Source organism: Reichenbachiella faecimaris (assembly GCF_900176375.1).
GTDB classification, from domain to species: Bacteria; Bacteroidota; Bacteroidia; order Cytophagales; family Cyclobacteriaceae; genus Reichenbachiella; species Reichenbachiella faecimaris.
Genome location: NZ_FWYF01000002.1, coordinates 491,983 through 511,190, shown reverse-complemented (window position 1 = coordinate 511,190; position 19,208 = coordinate 491,983). Strand labels below are relative to the sequence as shown.

At 40.5% G+C, this 19,208-nt stretch carries 13 protein-coding genes; 5 read left to right on the top strand and 8 right to left on the bottom strand.

Annotated elements, in window-relative coordinates:
• The first annotated feature begins 79 nt into the window (after positions 1-79).
• The 3 genes from B9A58_RS10055 (at position 80) to B9A58_RS10045 (ending at position 2,473) form a co-directional block, all read left to right on the top strand.
• Positions 80-1,207, top strand: a complete 1,128-nt coding sequence (locus B9A58_RS10055) for a hypothetical protein (RefSeq protein ID WP_084372716.1) — start codon at positions 80-82, stop codon at positions 1,205-1,207.
• A 93-nt stretch (positions 1,208-1,300) separates the two neighbouring features.
• Positions 1,301-1,903 carry a peroxiredoxin-like family protein gene (locus tag B9A58_RS10050; protein WP_084372715.1) on the top strand — a complete coding sequence of 201 codons (603 nt, stop codon included), beginning with the start codon at positions 1,301-1,303 and terminating at the stop codon, positions 1,901-1,903.
• A gap of 12 nt (positions 1,904-1,915) precedes the next feature.
• On the top strand, positions 1,916-2,473 hold the full coding sequence (locus B9A58_RS10045) for an EF-hand domain-containing protein (protein ID WP_084372714.1): 558 nt from the start codon (positions 1,916-1,918) through the stop codon (positions 2,471-2,473).
• 1 nt (position 2,474) lies between these two features.
• On the opposite strand, the gene B9A58_RS10040 is transcribed toward B9A58_RS10045, so the two are convergent.
• From B9A58_RS10040 to tpiA, 4 genes are all read right to left on the bottom strand, one after another.
• The gene (locus B9A58_RS10040; RefSeq protein WP_084372713.1) at positions 2,475-7,424 is read right to left on the bottom strand and encodes a hypothetical protein; all 4,950 of its coding nucleotides are present in this window, start codon (positions 7,422-7,424) and stop codon (positions 2,475-2,477) included.
• Positions 7,425-7,487: 63 nt separating this feature from the next.
• The gene (gene prmA, locus B9A58_RS10035; RefSeq protein ID WP_084372712.1) at positions 7,488-8,321 is read right to left on the bottom strand and encodes a 50S ribosomal protein L11 methyltransferase; all 834 of its coding nucleotides are present in this window, start codon (positions 8,319-8,321) and stop codon (positions 7,488-7,490) included.
• Positions 8,322-8,660 (bottom strand): 7(1) septoil knot domain-containing protein, encoded by a 339-nt coding sequence (locus B9A58_RS10030; RefSeq protein ID WP_084372711.1) that lies wholly within the window; start codon positions 8,658-8,660, stop codon positions 8,322-8,324.
• A gap of 27 nt (positions 8,661-8,687) precedes the next feature.
• Positions 8,688-9,443 carry a triose-phosphate isomerase gene (gene tpiA / locus B9A58_RS10025; RefSeq protein WP_084372710.1) on the bottom strand — a complete coding sequence of 252 codons (756 nt, stop codon included), beginning with the start codon at positions 9,441-9,443 and terminating at the stop codon, positions 8,688-8,690.
• A gap of 171 nt (positions 9,444-9,614) precedes the next feature.
• On the opposite strand from tpiA, the gene B9A58_RS10020 reads away from it, so the two are divergent.
• The gene (locus B9A58_RS10020) at positions 9,615-11,399 is read left to right on the top strand and encodes a glycoside hydrolase family 15 protein (protein WP_084372709.1); all 1,785 of its coding nucleotides are present in this window, start codon (positions 9,615-9,617) and stop codon (positions 11,397-11,399) included.
• Positions 11,400-11,443: 44 nt separating this feature from the next.
• Here the strand turns inward: B9A58_RS10020 and B9A58_RS10015 are convergent, their stop codons facing one another.
• The 3 genes from B9A58_RS10015 to B9A58_RS10005 form a co-directional block, all read right to left on the bottom strand.
• Positions 11,444-13,387, bottom strand: a complete 1,944-nt coding sequence (locus B9A58_RS10015; protein ID WP_084372708.1) for an ATP-binding protein — start codon at positions 13,385-13,387, stop codon at positions 11,444-11,446.
• Positions 13,377-13,748 carry a hypothetical protein gene (locus B9A58_RS10010; protein ID WP_084372707.1) on the bottom strand — a complete coding sequence of 124 codons (372 nt, stop codon included), beginning with the start codon at positions 13,746-13,748 and terminating at the stop codon, positions 13,377-13,379. The genes B9A58_RS10015 and B9A58_RS10010 overlap by 11 nt, the downstream gene beginning before the upstream one ends.
• 358 nt (positions 13,749-14,106) lie before the next feature.
• On the bottom strand, positions 14,107-15,276 hold the full coding sequence (locus tag B9A58_RS10005; protein WP_084372706.1) for an AIR synthase related protein: 1,170 nt from the start codon (positions 15,274-15,276) through the stop codon (positions 14,107-14,109).
• 362 nt (positions 15,277-15,638) lie between these two features.
• On the opposite strand from B9A58_RS10005, the gene acs reads away from it, so the two are divergent.
• On the top strand, positions 15,639-17,534 hold the full coding sequence (gene acs / locus B9A58_RS10000; protein ID WP_084372705.1) for an acetate--CoA ligase: 1,896 nt from the start codon (positions 15,639-15,641) through the stop codon (positions 17,532-17,534).
• A gap of 203 nt (positions 17,535-17,737) precedes the next feature.
• Here acs and B9A58_RS09995 read toward each other — a convergent pair whose 3' ends face one another.
• Positions 17,738-19,144, bottom strand: a complete 1,407-nt coding sequence (locus B9A58_RS09995; RefSeq protein ID WP_084372704.1) for an MATE family efflux transporter — start codon at positions 19,142-19,144, stop codon at positions 17,738-17,740.
• Positions 19,145-19,208: the final 64 nt, after the last annotated feature.

Below are 19,208 nucleotides of genomic sequence, written 5' to 3'. Positions count from 1 at the left end.
TCAAATAATAATACGAGGTTGTGCATCAATTTGGCTAATTTTCTGCGTTGATTTTTCAATAGAAAAATAAAAGTATCCATTGCATAAGCACATCAAAACACTTCTTGTATCATTTTTTTTGGCCATTAGTTTAGTTAAGGTTAGTTCACTGGCTATTGCCCAACCTAAAGGAGAACAATGGCTGGAACTTAAAAACCTAGATATTCAACCCCATCTGCCCAAATATTTACTTTCTCGAAAAACAGCTGTACTTGTTTCTGTACCCTGGTCTAAGAAAGATCCAAATGTTAGGGCGGACTGGAAGACCCTTGCTGAAAAAGCTCATTCCGCTTTCAAGCGAATGAAGATAGACGCTGTGGCTTACTATTATTTGGATGATGTCTTTGCAAGTCCTGATGCAAATGCGTCCATAGCAAAGGAAATGGAGAGGAGAGAAATCAAGTACATTCTTGTGCTAGAACAACTTCCTACGAATAGTGCAGGGGTAACATCTTATCGAATCACTATTAGTGGCTTTAATGATGGACCGGGTTTTATTTCTGAACGACAGAAGGCATGGCAAACTGAGAATCCAGATTTGAATGTCTTGCTGGGCGATATGAGAAAGGATGTGATTCGTGCAGAAATGGAAAGAGAAAATTATCTTGTTCCAGATATTCCTGAATTTTTCATGGATGCTAAGATTCTGCAAGGAAAGAGAATACCTACGTATGCCATGGACCTCAAAGTAGACAAACTGGTTATCCCGAAATTCAAAAAGTATGAGATGGAGGACAGTACTGCTTTGGATGCAAGTACATTACAAAAAATAGCTGCTTACAATGCTGAAGTGGATCGAAGGAACAAGCGGCTTCAAGAAATCATGCTTGACTATCCATTGGAATATGTATTGTCGGAGAGTTCTGATGATCGAGATATTTACAATCAGGGACATCAGTTCGTTTTACTTTCTATACATGGCACGGGCAAAACAATCCGCGAGATGTTGAATTATGAGATTGATCCTTACGAAACAGATTATGTGAGCATAAGAGCAGGAAGTACACTCAATACTTTGTCTGTAGATGCTGTGGTTTATAAGTACTATGTGAAGCACGTTTATACTCAGGACGCTTACTTGGGTTCAAGGTGGGATGCTGATTTGACCTGGGAGCAAGCACTGCAGAATTTTATTTTTCACATGAAGGATATTTTGAAAGTTCAATAGCGTCAAAAGAACGTGCCTTGTTTTGTGCTCAATTGATTATAAAATTTGTGAATGAAAGGCATTAACCCCTATATTAGCCTAAATTAATAATCTATGTCAGTTGCGAAAATGAAGTTTGGATATGCACTGTTAATTTTTGTGCTATTGCTTGTGCAAAATGTTTTAGCGCAAGAAGCTCCATTCCAACTGAATGAAGGAGACCAAGCACTAAATTTCAAGGGAGTTGACCAAAACGGAAAGGACTTTGAACTTTATAAAGCTTTAGAAAAAGGGCCAGTGGTTCTTATGTTTTATAGAGGGTTTTGGTGTCCACATTGTAATAAACAATTGTCACAGCTAGAAGACTCGCTCAATTTCATAACCGAAAGAGGTGGCATTGTGGTTGCAGTTACTCCAGAAAAGCCAGAAAGTATTGCTAAGACTGTGGACAAGACTGGTGCATCTTTCAAAATAATTTATGACAAGAATTTGTCAATCATGAATACCTATCACGTGGCATTCAAAATGGAAGAGGCATTATTAAAAAAGTACAAAAAATGGGGCATTGACCTTGATGAGGCCAATGGAGACAATGGGCCAAGTTTGCCAGTGCCAGCTACGTACATCATTGGTCAAGACAAAAAAATATTGTATGCTTTCTTTGACCCAGATTACAAGAAGAGGGCAACCGTAGGTAAAATCTTACAGAATTTATAAGTTTGAGATAATATGTTAACACCACTACAAATAAGAAAACTTTCTCATTTTTTCAATATCCTTGATTTTGATAAAAATGGATCAATAGAAGCTGACGATTTTGAAGCCATTGGCGAAAATCTGGCAATTATCAGAGACATAGACTTGGATACTCCTGAATATGAAGTAGTCATGGGAATGACGCAAGGAATTTGGGAGAAGTTGGTGCCTTATGTTGAAAATGGACAAGGTACTAGAGAACAATGGTTGCAGTTTATGACCGTGCTTCTTGATCCTAAAAACATTGAGACCTACAAAAAGTACCTGAACAATTTTGTTTCCACTTTGTTCAAATTATTTGACATCAATGATGATGGCTACATTTCTCAAACGGAATACATTGATCTTTTTATAGGCATGAGAATCGAGGTGCGTTTTGCCCCAAAGGCCTTCAGAAACTTGGATACTAATCAAGATGGACGTTTGTCTAAAGAAGAGATGATTCGATCTGTAGATCAGTTTATGAGAAGTGACAATCCTAATGCTGCTGGCAACTGGTTATTTGGCGGATGGGAAGAAAGTAAGGTTTAATTTAGAAACCATCATCCTCATCTTCATCTAATTCCTCGAACGTATTGTAATCTTCCTCCACTGGAGCTTCTTGTGGAGCATCTGTACCTTCATCAATAGTCTGATAAACGTCTTCTTCAAGATGGGTTTCTTCAGGGTATTCGAGATTGTAGGCCTCGTTGATTCCATAGTATCTGTTTCTGAAATCATTCACAAACTTGAGTACCTCAAATTCATCACCAAGGACGGTCGTATATTCACCCAGTCCTGTACTGGCAATCTTAGAATTTTCAGTCACGAAATTGTTGAAGTCATTATTTGACGAGTACATCATCAGTCGGCTGTGCTCATAGCTGAAGAAGTACCAAGTAGATGGCGCAATCTGTAGGAAGAGATGAACGATATCATCTCCATCATCTGATTTTTTGATTTCTAAAAACCCGTCAGATAAGGCATTGATATCAGTCTGTAGAATATGAGATAGGCCTAGTTTGGATGTGTTATAAAATGCTCTGTGCCTGTGAGACCAGGCCAGATCTACATTAGAGATGAACAGCGTCTTGGTGACGCTGGGCGAACTCTCTGCCAAAGCCATATACTCATTCATGAAGTTGTTTTCATAGTTTTTGGTAGCGGCATCTCCAATCATATCTGCTAATTTGTACATGACTTCAATGCTGTTGGAGTGCGCAACATCTGGACCTATTTGAGCCACAATATCCGTGATGTTGGCTGTCATAGAAGTAATCACAGTAGGGTGGAGTTTCATGTCCAAGGCCAACATGGCGTCCATAAAATAAGTATTGGAATCTGGTTTGGCGTACCCTAGCACTGTAGCCTCCATGGAGAACTCTGGTACGTTCTTAATAAAACTAGCTGGCCCTTCAAAAAGAAGCTGACGAGTGCTGTCATTGTAAATGAAACTTCGACCAGCATAGGACTCATTGGAGGTTTTAGTGGGATCCTCAATACGAAATTCTTTCAAAGAATCAACATAAGATAACAGTCCACCTGCTTTGAATACATATTCATCAGCATCTCTGATTTTGTCATGAACATAAGACATATATAGCTCATAACTCACACTATTGTAAAGTAGTCCAGCCACAATAGGCTGACCAGTGATGGTGGTAGCTGTATCTACGTCTATGATCACCTGATCCTGACCTTCTGGGACATTGTAATTGATCCAATAGTCAAATTCACCCAAGCTTTTGATGTGAGGTTTAACCTGCCCTTCCATCTCTAGGTTTTTTCTATCAGCATACATGGTGACATCTCCAGCAAAGAAAAAGCCAGGAGAAGGTTGTAGCTTCTGTGATTCCAATACAGTACCGCCTGACACAGTCATACTATCATATTTGTTTCTACCTACTTGAAAGCCTTTGAGTTCGAAACTATCAAACTTAATTGCAAAAGTATCTTGGGCTGCATTAACTAATTCATAAGTGGCGTACCCTTCGAATTTCTTACTCGAAATCACAGTAATGTGGCCATCAAACAAATTGTGATAGCCATTCAAGGTATCTATTTTCAACTTGGCATTTTCAAATGGACGTAGGACAGCGTTTTCGTAAATGGTGGTTTCATTTTGATCTGGAATAATTTCGGCATCTGCCACCTTAATGTAAGGAATGCCTTGAATGTTGAGTTCAAACGTATTGATGTCATAGAATGCGTTTGTAGCATTGAAGGCAAGGGAGTCCAATTCTTCGCGTGTGGTATAGAAATAGGAGGACATGATGTCTACTTCCTCTGGCTTGACCATTGCAATGCGATCAGAATCCAAATACCAGGTAGCTTCTGTGATAGAGGTTTTCATTTGAGCATACGGGAAGCCAATAGCTGCTACTCCTTCCTGCTCGGGTCTTACTGTAGCTATGTTGTCCAGTAGGTTGAAGTTTAATGCAATGTCGTCCCCTTTCATAGCTGGCTTGTCGGGGTTATCTGTTAGAATCTCGAATTCGGCATGCCTACTTGAGTATTCGTACTGGCTAAAATGGAACTCGTCAGATATAGACCTTGACCCTCTGGAAAGCATGGTGCCAGAACCATAAACTCCTGCAGCTGTAATATTGGCTTTTCCATCTAATGAAGCCGTAGCATTGTAGAATTGGAAAGGCTCATTTCTGTTTGCAATATACATGCTGTCCTTGAGTGGTTTCCATAGCATTTTGTAATCTGCAAGCACGGCTTCCGGGTATGAGGCTTCATCCATTTTTCCTTCACGGATGATCCCCTCTTGACCTACTGCAGACACAGAATCCATGTAGAAAATAAAGTCGTCAGAGTTGACTGTGGTAGTTCGGTAATCAATTCGCCCATCAGCTCTTAGTCCGTCAGCATTTAGGCTCAAGCTGTCATATAGAATACCTTCTCCTTTATACAATGGATAACCTTCAGTTGGAATGATGTGCTCGAAGCCAAGGGATCTGTCAGGCATGATGATGAGGTTTTCTGCAATAGGAGGAATGATACCACCAGAAAAGAAGGTGCCCTTAAATGCGATGCCTTCTGGGTCATCTCTATTGATGCTATCCATCTCAAATGGTGGCACCACGAAATAAATAGATTTATCATAAGCCCCATCAAGTATGTCTGGACTGTCGAAGTACACAATGGCTTCTGAGTCTGATACAAAGAAAGGGTACTGGGCGTATTCCCTGACACCCGCTTTATTTTTTGGGTGATTGATGTACAAAGTACCAGAAGTCTGAGTTAAGTGATTGCTCAAAGAAGTCTTGTGTGATTCATCTCCATCGTGAAAGTCCACCTGAATTCTCATAGAGTCGATCACAGGCATTTGAATCAGGTATTCATCATAATTGAAGAAAAAATCTTTTCCTTGATAGCTGAAATCTCCAGCATTCACTCCTCCGCTAAATTTTATATCCTTATCCTTAAGCAAGGTAATTCTGCTAGAGTCAGGCGTAATTCGCACATCCTCATCTGGTGTTACCACAATACGGCTCACACCCCTCACTTCCATTTCTCCTGTTTCGAAATTAAGGGAGGCATTTGATCCCTTAGGATTCAGTGAAGAGATGAGAATGTTGTCAAAATCTTTTTGCTTGGTATAAGCCATTACATAATGAAAGGCCTTTCGCAATACTTTGATTTGAAGGTTTTCTTCGTCAAATAGGATGTAGTTGTTTTGTTTTAAGAAATGCATAGCGGAAGCAGCAAGTTCAGGCTTGATACCGAAATGCTCCTGCATCTCAAGCAGGTTGTATTCTGAACTTTGTACCAAACGTGCGAACTCCACGACAGCTCTGACAGGATGAAATTCGTATAAGCCAGTCATTTTCTTATATCTCAATGGGTTGAAATATTCTTCTGATTCAAATAGAGCAGGCACTATGTTTTTAGCATTCAGAATAGAAATATCAATGCTGTCTGATTCCAGTTGCCATTCAATCATGTCCGCTTTGAATTCAAGCTTGAAAAAGGAGGAGAAGAAGTAGGTGTTCTTGTACTCGCCACGATCTTTGAGTAGTGTCAATTTAGAAATGGCCTGATCATAATCAAACCGGACGGCATGATGATAGATAGAGTCGGATCCATGGTATAGTACAAAAGACGCTTCATTTGACAATATGAGAGAGTCCTCAAATGCATATTCTTCTGCCTTGGCCGTAAATGACCTTCCTTTCCCCAAACCTTCAATGGTGGATGGATTTTTGGATACAGATGCTCCAAATTTTTTGGCTCCTTTCATGGCAAATCCACCCTTATACTTCAAATGGTCATCAGAAAGACTTAATTCCAAATCTGAATAGTGAGAAATGAATTGCGGGTATAATTTTTCTTCGTGAACCAATCGTTTGCCACTTTTGAAATAAAAGGCTCCAGGTGCTTCTCCATTAAAAAGTTCTGGGTATTTCAATTTCGCACGAGAAGTCTTGAGCCTTGGAAATTTCACATTGAAGGTATAACCTTCTAGAATGACTACGGCACCATCAGTTCCTCTTAGATCATTGGGCCAATCTACTTCTCCAGAAGTGCCTACAAAAGTTTGATCCTTGAGGAGAAAAGTACCAGATGCGTTGGTGACTGTTAAAGTATCATAGGGAGTAGCTATCTTGAATTCAATCCCAGTCAACTGCAATGCGGGTCCAGCTAAAATTGGATCTTTGTCATTGGCTTGCATCTCTGCTACGTGATCTATCTTTTCTAATGAGTAGACTTGACGTTCAAGCACTAATGGTTTCTTTTCTTCTGTTGGAGTTTCAACTACCTCTTCACTACCAAAACTGTCTCCTCCACCAAAACTATCGTCTGAGCCCCATCCGTCATTACTTCCCCAACCATCATCACCATCATCTGCTCCCCATCCGTCATCGCTACCCCATCCATCGTCAGCGCCCCAATTTTCAGATGCAGGCTCCTCCTGCACAATTTCTTCTTCTGAGATAAATTCCTCTTCTTCTACAGGTGCTTCAGTTGCCTCTTGCTCTGGCAAATTTTCTTCTAATAACACCACTTTGTAAGAGCCTCCAGAAGTGGATAGTTTGTTGTAATGAGAATGGTAAAGTGCTCCTCTGGCAAAAAAGAAGGTCAGTGACTTAAAGAATTCAGCTACCTCTTTTCTTTCATATTGATCCACAGCATAATGGCATATATCTAAAATTTCGGATAATTCGGCAGGGTTTGCATTCTCTTGAGTTAGCGCGTAAGTGATCAGGCTGAAAAAGTATTCGTGGTAGGGTCGAGTGGCAAAACGACGATCTTCCATTTTGCGGCATAGCTCAATGATTGATGCCTTTTGATCATCATTGATTGACGAAGTCCAGGCATTTCTAAAATCATAGGCTACTTTTTTGGCAGGCTCTGTGCCTATGGCTTCTATATTTCGCACCACATCTTCCACAAATTGATCGGGTTCTGGCGAAAACCTAAAGTATTGCGCTTGTGCTAAACCTGCAGAAAGGGTGAAAAAAAGAAGAAAGTATATACGTCTATGCCAGACCATCCAATGCTATTCTGAATCAACGGCTAAAGATAGTAAACCGATTGCGATATGCTATGCGCTTTGTCAGTATTTAGAAAACATCAATGCCGTCCAGTTGTCTTTTATAACTGATTTCTCCAGCAAAAGATTATATGAATCCGTGCTATTTTTTATGTCTGGAATGTCTTCTTCATAAAAGCCACTCAGGTACAGCTGACCTCCTTTTTCTAATAATCCAGCGTAGTAGGACATTTCTTCCAATAGCACGTTTTTGTTAATGTTGGCAATGACCACGTCATATTTGGCTTTATTAAGCTGAAGTGTGCTAATGGCGCCTTTGTGGTAATCAATGTTTTGCAGGCCGTTGAGTTGGAAATTTTCCAACCCATTATCTACACACCATTGGTCAATGTCTGTTGCCTCTACATAGCTTGCACCTAATTTATAAGCCATGATGGCTAAAATACCTGTACCCGAACCTACATCTAATACAGACTTCCCTTCAAATTCTCCATCTAATTGTAGCTCTAGCATGCCTTGTGTAGTAGCATGGTGGCCAGTACCAAATGACATTTTAGGTGTAATCACAATTTCGTGATCATAAGCGTCGTCTGGTTCGTGAAAAGTGGCACGCACTCTGCATCTGCTATCTACTGCAATGGGATCATAATTCTTCTCCCACTCTTCATTCCAGTTTTCTTTTTCAATAGTCTCTACTTTGTAGGCTATCGTAGCCAGCTGTTGGTATTTTTCTACCATTTCTTTTATGTCACCAGCAGCGTATCTTTCGGTCAGAATATAGGCATCCAGCCCTTGGTCAGTCTCTTCGAAAGTGTCGAAACCCATTTCAGCTAGTTCTGCTGTCAGGATATCCGCAAATTCTCGGTTAGTTTGGAATATTATTTTTGTAAATGTCATTTATCTATTGCAGCCGGCAAAGGAAGCATACTCGGTATAGTACACCGCGAAGTCTGCCATATTTCGGTCTTTTTCAAAGTATATGTAAACATCAGCAAAATCTCGGTCATCCACAAAAGACCAGTGCCCTACCTCGTCTGCGTATAGAGAATTCTGTTCTTCAAAAATGATAATATCAGCAAAGGCTTCCGAGTCATCTTCATATACTCGAAAGTGTGCAAATCTTGGATTGGATTCTATATAAACCTTGCCGTAAATTTCACATGGGTCAATTTGGGTTGAACTGGTATTGGAATCGCTCCAACTCCATATCAGCAGTGTAAGGATAAATGAAATCATAACGGGAAAATGTTGCTTAATTCACTTCTAGAAAGAATTGACAATGGCCAAAAAGTCATCAGCGTCAAGTGATGCTCCACCAATCAACCCACCATCAACATCCACACCTTCAAAAATTTCTTTCGCATTGGATGGCTTGCAGCTACCGCCATATAGGATTGGACATGCGTCAGCTGCCTCTTGTCCGAACTTACTTGCCAAGTGACTTCTCAACTCGGCGTGCATTTCTTGTGCTTGTGCAGCAGTTGCAGTTTTACCCGTTCCAATGGCCCAAATTGGTTCGTACGCAATAGAAATTTTAGCAAAATCCTCAACTGACAAATGGAATAGACTTTCTGTCAATTGTTTTTTCACGTAGTCGTATTGCGTATCTGCTTCTCTGATTTCCAAAGGTTCACCACAGCAGAATATTGGAGTCAAATTATTAACTAAAGCCAAATCCAGTTTTGCGGCCAATTGCTCATTGGTCTCATTAAAATATTCTCTTCTTTCGCTATGTCCAAGGATGACATAGTTGACACCTGTAGATTTGATCATCTCGGCAGAAGTCTCTCCAGTGTATGCGCCAGCAGCTTTGTCACTGCAATTTTGTGCGGCCACTTCAATGCCTTTCTTACCAACTACAGATTCTGCCAATGCAGTCAAGTGGATAAATGGTGTCCCCAACACGATTTGCGCTTCCTCGTTTCCAGTGGCTTTGTCCAATACTTCCTGAGCCAATTTTTTGCCTGCTTCCAGGTCATTATTCATCTTCCAGTTTCCCGCTACTATTTTCTTTCTCATTGTGTGTTTATTAATAAATATGAATTTTCGCTGAACAAAGTTGCAATAATTATGGCATTAATTGATAATATTTCATCATTTTAGCGTATTGATTGAATTGGCCAGATTATAATTCAATCGCTGCAACGCACGATCCAAAAACTAGTTTTCTGAAATTCTAATCCCAGATACATGGATAATAGACATACCTATGACTATGGTGTAATTGGCAACTGTGCATATACCGCTCATATCAAAAAAGACACGAACATTGCATGGATGTGTTGGCCAAGATTCGACAGCAGTTTCATTTTTGGCAATATGATAGATGATGAAAAAGGGGGCGAGTTTTCTGCTTTGCCAGCTGAAGGTAATTTTGACTCCAGACAGTATTATTTGGAAAATACCAATGTACTATGTACCGAGATCACCAGCGCCACAGGTAAGTATAGAGTCACGGACTTTGCACCCAGATATTTGCAATTTGAGCGGAGCTATAAGCCATTGATGCTCATCAGAAAAATAGAACCCATTTCGGAACATCCCAATATCAAAGTGATCTGTAGTCCTGTGGGCGATTATGGAGAGACTGTGCCTGAGCGCAGCATGGGGAGCAATCATATCCGCTACATTGGGTTAGATGCCCAGGTGCGATTGACTACCAATATTTCCTTGAGCTATTTGATGAAAGATCAGGAGTTTGTACTGAATGAGACAAAATACCTGGTGCTAACTTTTGGACCACCTCTGGAGGCCGATGTGAAAGAAACCGGCGAATTGTTTTTGAATCGCACCGTAAATTATTGGCACAAATGGGTGAAGACTGCCAGCATTGCGAACTTCTACCAAAAGGCTGCCATTCGTTCGGCTTTGACTTTAAAAATTCATCAATTTGAAGATACAGGAGCGATAGTCGCTGCGACTACAACAAGTTTGCCGGAATCGCCAGGTTCCACGAGGAATTGGGATTATAGGTTCTGCTGGATGCGGGATACTTTTTATACACTCAATGCCTTCAACAACATTGGTCACTTTGAGGAGTTGGAAAAATATTTCCACTACATCATGAATATCACCAGTGCAGAGAATGATCGGTATCAGCCACTTTTTGGCATAGGAGGCGAAAAAGATTTAATTGAAATCGAAACCAACCTCAAAGGGTATCAAGGGAATCAACCTGTAAGAGTGGGCAATCAAGCCTATGAGCATATTCAAAATGATGTGTATGGACAAGTACTGCTTTCACTATTGCCTCTGTACTATGATCAAAGAATCATTTTTACCGAAAGGTACGATTCTGGGGATTTGATTCATAAGACACTGGGATTGATTGAGAAGACCATGGAGCAGACAGATGCAGGCCTTTGGGAGTTTAGGAATCTAAGCCAGCATCACTGCTATACCTATTTATTCCATTGGGCAGGTAGTATGGCGGCAGAGAAAATCGCAGTAGTATTGAAAGACGAAAAAATGGGGAAGTTGGCGAAAAAGCTGGGCAAGATTGCCAAGGGAAAAATCGAGCAATGCTACAGCGTTGGCAAAAAAGGCTACAGCCAGGCGATTGGTACAGATCGCATGGATGCGAGCTGTTTGCAGTTGATCAATATGAATTATTTAGATAATAATTCTGATAGAGCCAAAGAACACCTCAAGGCAATGGAGAAAGATCTAAAAGCGTCTAACGGGTTGTTTTATCGCTACAAGCATCAGGACGATTTTGGTGAACCAGAAACTACTTTCTTGATCTGTGCTTTCTGGTATGTGGAGGCGTTGGCATGTGTAGGAAGATTAGATGAGGCCATTGAGTACTTCGATAACTTAGTAGGTTATTCTAATCATGTCGGACTGCTGAGTGAAGATGTAAACGAAAAGGATGGCAGTATGTGGGGTAACTTTCCGCAGGCTTATAGTCACGTAGGTTTGCTTAATGCCGCACACAGAATTGCCAAGAAATTGGATATGCCAGATTTTAGGTAGTAGTCATTAGCATTTCCAAAGTTCTAAAACTTTGGAAATGCTTCTTAATCTGAACTAATCAAAGGCAAAAACACGCTGAAAGATGTCCCTTTTCCTTCTTCACTTTCTACCTCAATTTTACCTTTGTTTAGCTCTACGAATTCATGCACGAGTGTGAGCCCTAGACCTACGCCTTTTTCGCCACCTGTACCCCAACTGGTGCGCTCACCTTTGAAATCAAATAGGTGTTCCATTTTTTCACTAGAGATGCCAATGCCTGAATCTTTTACTGTAATGACAGCCATATTGAGATCATAAGTCAACTGCAATTCAACCCTTCCTCCTTCTGGTGTAAACTTGATGGCATTGCTCAGCAAGTTTCTGATGATGGTAGAGGTGCTGTTTTTGTCTGCTGTGATAGTTACTTTTTCCTTTACCTTCTCAGTTAAGGTAATTTGCTTGGCTGCCGCCAAATTTTCCATGATGTTCAAATTAGAATTGCACAACTCATGAAGTTTAATCTCTTCAGGTTTATAAGGCATGCGCCCTTGCTGGCTCATGGCCCATTCCAATAGGTTATCTAATAAAGAAGAAACTTCTTTGGTGGAGGTGTCTAGCATGGTGCCGAGCTTAAGTAGACCATCATAGTCCTTGCTCTCCACTAATAGATGGATCAGTTGAGAGACCCCGTGAAAATTGCTGATGGGCCCACGAATGTCGTGAGAGATGATGGAGAAGAACTTGTCTTTCGTGCGATTCACATCTTCCAGCTGATTGCGTTGAGCGGCTATGATTCTTCTTCTTTTTCTTACGATACGAATGGCACGAACCTTCACGCGATAGACTTTGAGCAATGCATAGGTTAAACATAACACCAAAACCAAAATAACAATCACACTCCATAGCACAATCTGGTTGTTTCTGGCTTGTTCGTTGAGCAGATCAACCTCAATTTGCTTCACATCTACTTCTGCCTGTTTCTGAGATACTTCATATTCTGTACGGAGATCGGCCATTTTGCGGATCACCTCTTCATTATTGATACTATCGCGATAGCTGATGTATTGGCTTTGATAGTCATAGGCCTTTCGGTAATCGCCTTGTGTTTGGTATAGTTCTGAGAGCTTGAGGCTGGCGTCTCGGATTTGTTCTTTGAGGCCTTCTTCTTGGCCGATGGAGAGCGCGCTGTGTGCGTAGCGCAGAGCTCGTTTTAGGTCTCCTTTTTGAGCGTAAATATTTGCAAGAGATGTTTGGTACACAGAAATGGGATAAGAGTCTCCATGTTTTTTAAGTATTTGAATAGCTTGATGCATGTTTTGCTCAGCTAGAATAAATTTTTCATTTTCGGCATGGATAAGGCCAATGTTTCCTAAATTATAAGCGGTTCCTACCTCATAATGGATCCTACTAAATATTTCTCCAGACTCTGAGAAATATATTAATGCAGAATCAAATTGATTAGCGCTATAGTACTCGTCACCTACATTTAGCAATACGCTTGCTAAAAAAATCGAATCATTTAATTCTCTAAAACTAGATGTTGCCTTTTTATAGTATTTAATTGAATTGATGTGATCATTGTTCATAGAATATGTATCACCTAATGAGGAGTGGGCTCCAGCAATACCAGCAGTGTATTGAATTTTTGAGGCAGAATTGAGGCTAGAATAAAAGTATTCTATCGCTTTTTCAGGATTACCAAGTAATCTTTCTGCATTGCCTAATTGCTGAAGGGCTCTATGCAAATAGAGATAATCAGAGAGGCTTTCTGCCAATAGGTACAATTTTTGGGCGTATGTAGATTTGACTTTTGGATTGGTTTCATTAAAGCCAATTTTTCTCAAAACTTCTAATTGAAGTGAATCAGAAAGCTCTCTAGTTTCATATATGCTAATTAAACTATCCGCTATATACTGATTTTGAGCAGTTAGTGTAAGGCTAAATAAACTAAAGCCTAAAAGAGCATAGGCTTTAGCAATATGAAGGGTTAGATTTTTTTTAAGTGTCAATTTGAATTTTAGGATCCAAAGTATAAGGATTACCGTTAGAAACGAAATCAATATAATAATTTTCTGATTCCCCAGTCGTTCCAGCTGCAGTTCCTACCCAACTGTTGGCGCTTGACGGTAGTGGATCAAATACCCCATCTGTACCACCTTCATACCTGAATGCGCTATAGGCAACAGGTGTTACGCCATCCTTAGCGGCAATGCTAAAAGTAACAGTGTCTCCTTGGTTTGCATTGATTACGAAATTGGTACTTCCGTCAGGGTCTCCGTTAGAATCGTGTAAAATACATGCTTGTGCTGGAGTCGATCCAGAAGCTAGTGCGGTTGTATCGACTGTCATGGTAACGTTAATATTTGCCATAAGTAATATGGTTAAGTGTTAAAGTTAAAAATTTAATTAATTGAGAACAGGCGGAAGTCTAATATTAATCAATGCATTTGAAAAACAAAGAAGAATCCTGGAGATGAGATGGTGAATTTACCGAACTCTTGGCTAAGTGCAATTGGAGCTTTCGATTGTGCAGTTTGTGATAGCGTCATAGACTTTGCCAGCTAGGGCTATCCATTTGGTTTGAAGGTGGGTTCTCTGAGATCAATTTCCTCTTAGCAGATTACCCAGACTGACGTTGGGTAATGATGTGGTTTTTGGAGATGCTTTAAACATAAACTCTTCCAAAGTTTTATGTTTTGGAAGGATTAGTGATTGATGAGCTGTTATTTTACTTCAAGTAATCGAACGTACCATTCACGGAAGTAATCGTGGCTTTGGTGGTTTCCGAAGACTCAACTCGTCCAATGATTTGCGCAGCTACTCCAAAGGACTCAGAAATTTGAATCAAATCTTGAGCAATAGCTTCAGGCACGTAGAGCTCCATACGGTGGCCCATGTTGAAAACCTTGTACATTTCTTTCCAGTCTGTACCACTCTCTTGGTGGATCAGTTTGAATAGTGGGGGTATTTCGAATAGATTATCCTTTACCACATGCACATCGTTTACGAAGTGTAAAACCTTGGTTTGTGCCCCACCACTGCAATGGATCATGCCGTGAATCTGATCGCGGTAGTTTTCGAGCATTTGTTTGATGATTGGCGCATAAGTCCGAGTCGGAGAAAGTACCAATTTTCCAGCGTCTAAAGGAGAACCTTCAACAGTGTCCAGCAAATCTTTAGACCCAGAATAGATCAAATCCACGGGGACAGATGGATCAAAACACTCTGGGTATTTTTCCATGTATTTTTTTGCAAATACGTCATGACGGGCTGAAGTCAATCCATTGCTGCCCATACCACCATTGTATTCGTTTTCGTACTTGGCTTGCCCGTAAGAAGCCAGTCCCACGATCACATCCCCACCTTGAATTTTTTCATTGGTGATCACGTCAGCTCTTTTCATTCGACCAATGACCGTGCTGTCTACCACAACCGTTCTGACCAAGTCGCCTAAATCGGCAGTTTCACCTCCTGTAGAGCGAATATCCACGCCATTATCGCGCAGCATTTGCAATACTTCTTCTGTACCTTCTATCAGAGCAGTCAGTACTTCTGCAGGGATCAGGTTTTTATTTCTTCCAATAGTAGAAGAAAGTAAAATATTGTCAACCGCCCCTACACAAAGTAAGTCGTCAGTATTCATGATGACCGCATCCTGAGCGATCCCTCTCCAAACGGATAAATCTCCAGTTTCTTTCCAATACATATAGGCTAAGGAAGATTTGGTGCCTGCACCATCCGCATGCATGATGTTGCAATAAGCTTCATCACCAGCCAGCATATCTGGCACAATTTTACAAAAGGCATTGGGAAACACACCTTTGTCAATGTTTTTGATGGCATTGTGTACATCTTCTTTGGAGGCTGATACGCCACGCTGCATGTATCTTTCGTTCATCACGAATGGTATTTAAGATTCGAGCACAAAACTAATAAACTCTACAGTGCCAAGAGACATTTTATCTATCAGACTCATCTGAAATAGACCCTAACAAGTCGCAACTAGAAATCAATGTCATCTGAAGTGGAACGGTGATAAAAATTCAATAAATGCTTTAGATCAATAGACTCTTTGTCACTGTGAGGTTTGAGTGAATTGTTCATAGGATTGAAAAAAATGAAATGATTCCCTTAAATATTTATAACTCTCCAAACATTAAGCCCTTTAATCGTGCAATTCAGCTAATTTTTGAGCTAGAAAATTTAAAAGCATATAAATTTAAGATGCATTGAATATAATAGATACAAAAGCAAACAAACATGCTAACGAAAATAGAAAATCTCAGTGAGTATTTTTTGGCGTATGAAAAAAGTGTAGCCAATCCAGAAACTTTTTGGGGACGAGTAGCCAATCAATTTTTTTGGCGAAAAAAATGGGACAAAGTTGTTGATTACAATTTTGAAAAGGCCGATGTCAAATGGTTTGAGAATGCCAAGCTCAACATCACAGAAAACATTTTAGAACGCTATCTTTATACTTTGGGTGATAAGCCGGCAATTATTTGGGAGCCTAACGATCCAAAAGAGAAAGGAATTACTTTGACTTACAAACAACTCTTCGAAAAAGTATGTGAGTTTTCTAATGTTTTGAAAAAAAATGGTATTGAGAAAGGTGACCGTGTGATTATCTATATGCCTATGATACCCGAAGCTGCCATCGCAATGTTGGCTTGTGCCAGGGTAGGGGCTGTACACTCTGTGGTGTTTGCAGGATTTTCCTCATCCGCTTTGGCAGACAGAGTCAATGACTGTGAGGCTAAAATGGTACTGACGTCTGACGGTAATTTTCGAGGGGCGAAAAGCATTCCAGTGAAGGAAGTGGTAGATGAAGCACTGGAAAAATGCACGACTATTGAAAAGGTGATTGTTGCACAAAGAACGAAAACGGAAGTGACAATGAAAGCGGGTCGAGATTTGTGGTGGCATGAAGAAACAGCAAAAGTAGATACTCAGCACAAAGCAGAGGAAATGGATAGTGAAGACATGCTTTTTATCTTATACACCTCAGGTTCTACTGGCAAGCCAAAAGGAGTGGTACACACTACTGGAGGCTATATGGTCTATACCCAATACTCTTTTCAAAATGTATTTCAATACAATAGTGATGATGTGTATTGGTGTACTGCAGATGTAGGTTGGATTACTGGTCATTCGTATATCGTCTATGGCCCATTATTATCTGGCGCTACCACTATCATGTTTGAAGGTGTGCCTACCTACCCAGACGCAGGACGTTTTTGGGAAATTTGCGATAAGTATAAGGTCAATCAATTTTACACTGCACCTACGGCGATTAGAGCACTTCAGGCTTTTGGTTTAGACCCTGTGACTCCATACAAACTGGACTCATTAAAAGTCTTGGGAACAGTGGGCGAGCCAATCAATGAGGAGGCTTGGCACTGGTATCATGATCATATAGGAAAAGGGAAATGCCCAATTGTGGATACGTGGTGGCAGACAGAAACTGGTGGTATTATGATTTCTCCTTTGGCAGGACTGACTCCGACCAAACCTGCTTATGCAACACTGCCTCTTCCAGGTATTCGACCCATCATTGTGGATGCGGAAGGCAAAGAATTAAAAGGGAATGGCGTACAGGGTAACTTGTGTATCAACTTCCCTTGGCCTTCTATGATTCGTACCACTTATGGTGATCATCAGAGATGTATTGATACTTATTTCTCGACTTACAAAGGGATGTACTTCACTGGCGACGGAGTGAAAAGAGACGAGGATGGCTATTATAGAATCTTAGGCCGTGTAGATGACGTGATCAATGTATCTGGCCATAGAATGGGCACTGCTGAAGTAGAAAACGCAATCAACGAACATCCACTGGTTGTTGAATCTGCTGTTGTTGGTTATCCTCACGAAATCAAAGGTCAAGGGATATATGCTTATGTGATTTGTGATACGGAAGGCAGAACAGAAGCAAGCTTAAAGGATGAAATCAAAGCTACTGTGAATAAAATCATTGGGCCAATAGCCAAGCCAGATAAAATTCAGATTGTGCCAGGCTTGCCAAAGACAAGGTCTGGTAAAATTATGAGAAGAATACTGAGAAAGGTGGCGGAAAACGATACTTCCAGTTTGGGTGATACTTCCACGTTATTGAATCCTGAGGTGGTGGATGAAATTATTAAAGGGGCACAGTGATTTTCAACTTTGATTGGATACATTTGGTGAATTAACTAAAACCAAATAACCATGAAAAGATTTGAAGAGTTGAAAACGATGGCTTTGCAAGGATTGGATGTTGTGAATCAATTTTTTATTGATTCCTACGATTCCATTGCTGCAATGATCAATTCATTATAAAGTTGAAAGCTACCCTAGACTTATTCTAGGGTAGCTTTATTTTAGACCTTCACCAACTTCCACTTGCCCAAACTGAACCAGTATACACAAGCCCCTGCATGTAAAGCAAAAGCTATGGCTACTGAAATCATAGCGCCGAGAAAACCATAATCCAAATGAATAGCCAATATATAAGCTAAGGGAATCTGAATAAACCAGAAGAAGATGATATTCATCACCACTGGTGTTTTCGTATCACCTGCTCCGTTAAACCCTTGGCTGATGACCATGCCATAGGCAAAAGTGATATACCCAACACAGATCACGCGTAGAGCCAATGATCCATGCTCTTGCACAATATGCTCGCTAGAGAATATTGATACAAATTCGGGCGCGAACCAAAAGAAAATAATGGATACAAAAAATAAGAATCCGGTATTCAAATGAGCTGTTTTCCAAACAGAGCGCTCGGCTCTTTCTGGTTCTCCTGCGCCAAGATTCTGGCCTACCAAAGTAGCGGCTGCATTTGCCATTCCCCAAGAGGGTAAAATCGTAAATACAATAATTCTAAATGCAATGGTATAGCCTGCCAGTGCCGCACTTCCAAATTCTGAGATAATTCTAACTAGAAAAATCCAGCTGGCTGATTCAATTAAGAATTGTCCCATACCACCCAAGGCTATATCAAATATCCGCTTGATTGTTTCGAATCTGACTTTTACATTGTCTATGGTCAGCTTAATGATTCGCTGACCACCAAATAGACCTACCAATTGATAGAATACACCCATGGAACGACCAATAGTAGTAGCAATAGCAGCCCCTTCTACACCAAAAGCAGGAATCGGCCCAAGGCCAAATATGAAAATGGGATCAAGAATGATATTCAATCCATTGGCAATCCAAAGCGAACGCATAGCCATGGAAGCATCTCCTGCTCCTCTATAGATGCCATTGATTAGAAATAGCAGCATAATACTGGCGTTGCCACCAAGCATCACGCGCGTGTAACCTGAACCCGCAGCAATCAATTTCTCAGAACCTCCCATGATTCTAAGAATATCTTCGGCATAGATGATACCAAATACACTGACCACAATGGACATGGATACGGCAATAAGAATGGATTGAAAAGCAGCATCTCCTGCTCTCTTGGGGTCTTTTTCGCCAATTCTACGCGCAACTACGGCCGTGGCTGCCATGCTTAAACCTATGGCAATGGAGTAAACGATCATTACCACTGATTCCGTGAGCCCGACAGTAGCTACAGCATCTACACTCACCTTGCCAACAAAAAATACGTCAACAACAGCAAACAAAGATTCCATAATCATTTCTAACACCATGGGCACGGAAAGTAGGAATATGGCTTTGTTGATACTGCCTGAAGTGAATTCTGTTTCTTCGCCTTTCAAGGCAATAAGAAAATATTTATAACCTTTTCTAAGGTTGTTTATCAAACTTGTCATTACTAAAAAATAAATGTTGTAAAAAGGAAAAATAGCTGGGGTCTAAAAGGCTTTAGACAGTGGT

Bases quoted from the DNA above. Each gene is read 5' to 3' on its own strand.
- B9A58_RS10020 (WP_084372709.1), top strand. From the start codon at position 9,615: ATGGATAATAGACATACCTATGACTATGGTGTAATTGGCAACTGTGCA.
- B9A58_RS09995 (WP_084372704.1), bottom strand. From the start codon at position 19,144: ATGACAAGTTTGATAAACAACCTTAGAAAAGGTTATAAATATTTTCTT.
- prmA (WP_084372712.1), bottom strand. From the start codon at position 8,321: ATGACATTTACAAAAATAATATTCCAAACTAACCGAGAATTTGCGGAT.
- B9A58_RS10030 (WP_084372711.1), bottom strand. From the start codon at position 8,660: ATGATTTCATTTATCCTTACACTGCTGATATGGAGTTGGAGCGATTCC.
- B9A58_RS10010 (WP_084372707.1), bottom strand. From the start codon at position 13,748: ATGGCAAATATTAACGTTACCATGACAGTCGATACAACCGCACTAGCT.
- B9A58_RS10040 (WP_084372713.1), bottom strand. From the start codon at position 7,424: ATGGTCTGGCATAGACGTATATACTTTCTTCTTTTTTTCACCCTTTCT.
- B9A58_RS10045 (WP_084372714.1), top strand. From the start codon at position 1,916: ATGTTAACACCACTACAAATAAGAAAACTTTCTCATTTTTTCAATATC.
- B9A58_RS10005 (WP_084372706.1), bottom strand. From the start codon at position 15,276: ATGAACGAAAGATACATGCAGCGTGGCGTATCAGCCTCCAAAGAAGAT.
- B9A58_RS10050 (WP_084372715.1), top strand. From the start codon at position 1,301: ATGTCAGTTGCGAAAATGAAGTTTGGATATGCACTGTTAATTTTTGTG.
- acs (WP_084372705.1), top strand. From the start codon at position 15,639: ATGCTAACGAAAATAGAAAATCTCAGTGAGTATTTTTTGGCGTATGAA.
- tpiA (WP_084372710.1), bottom strand. From the start codon at position 9,443: ATGAGAAAGAAAATAGTAGCGGGAAACTGGAAGATGAATAATGACCTG.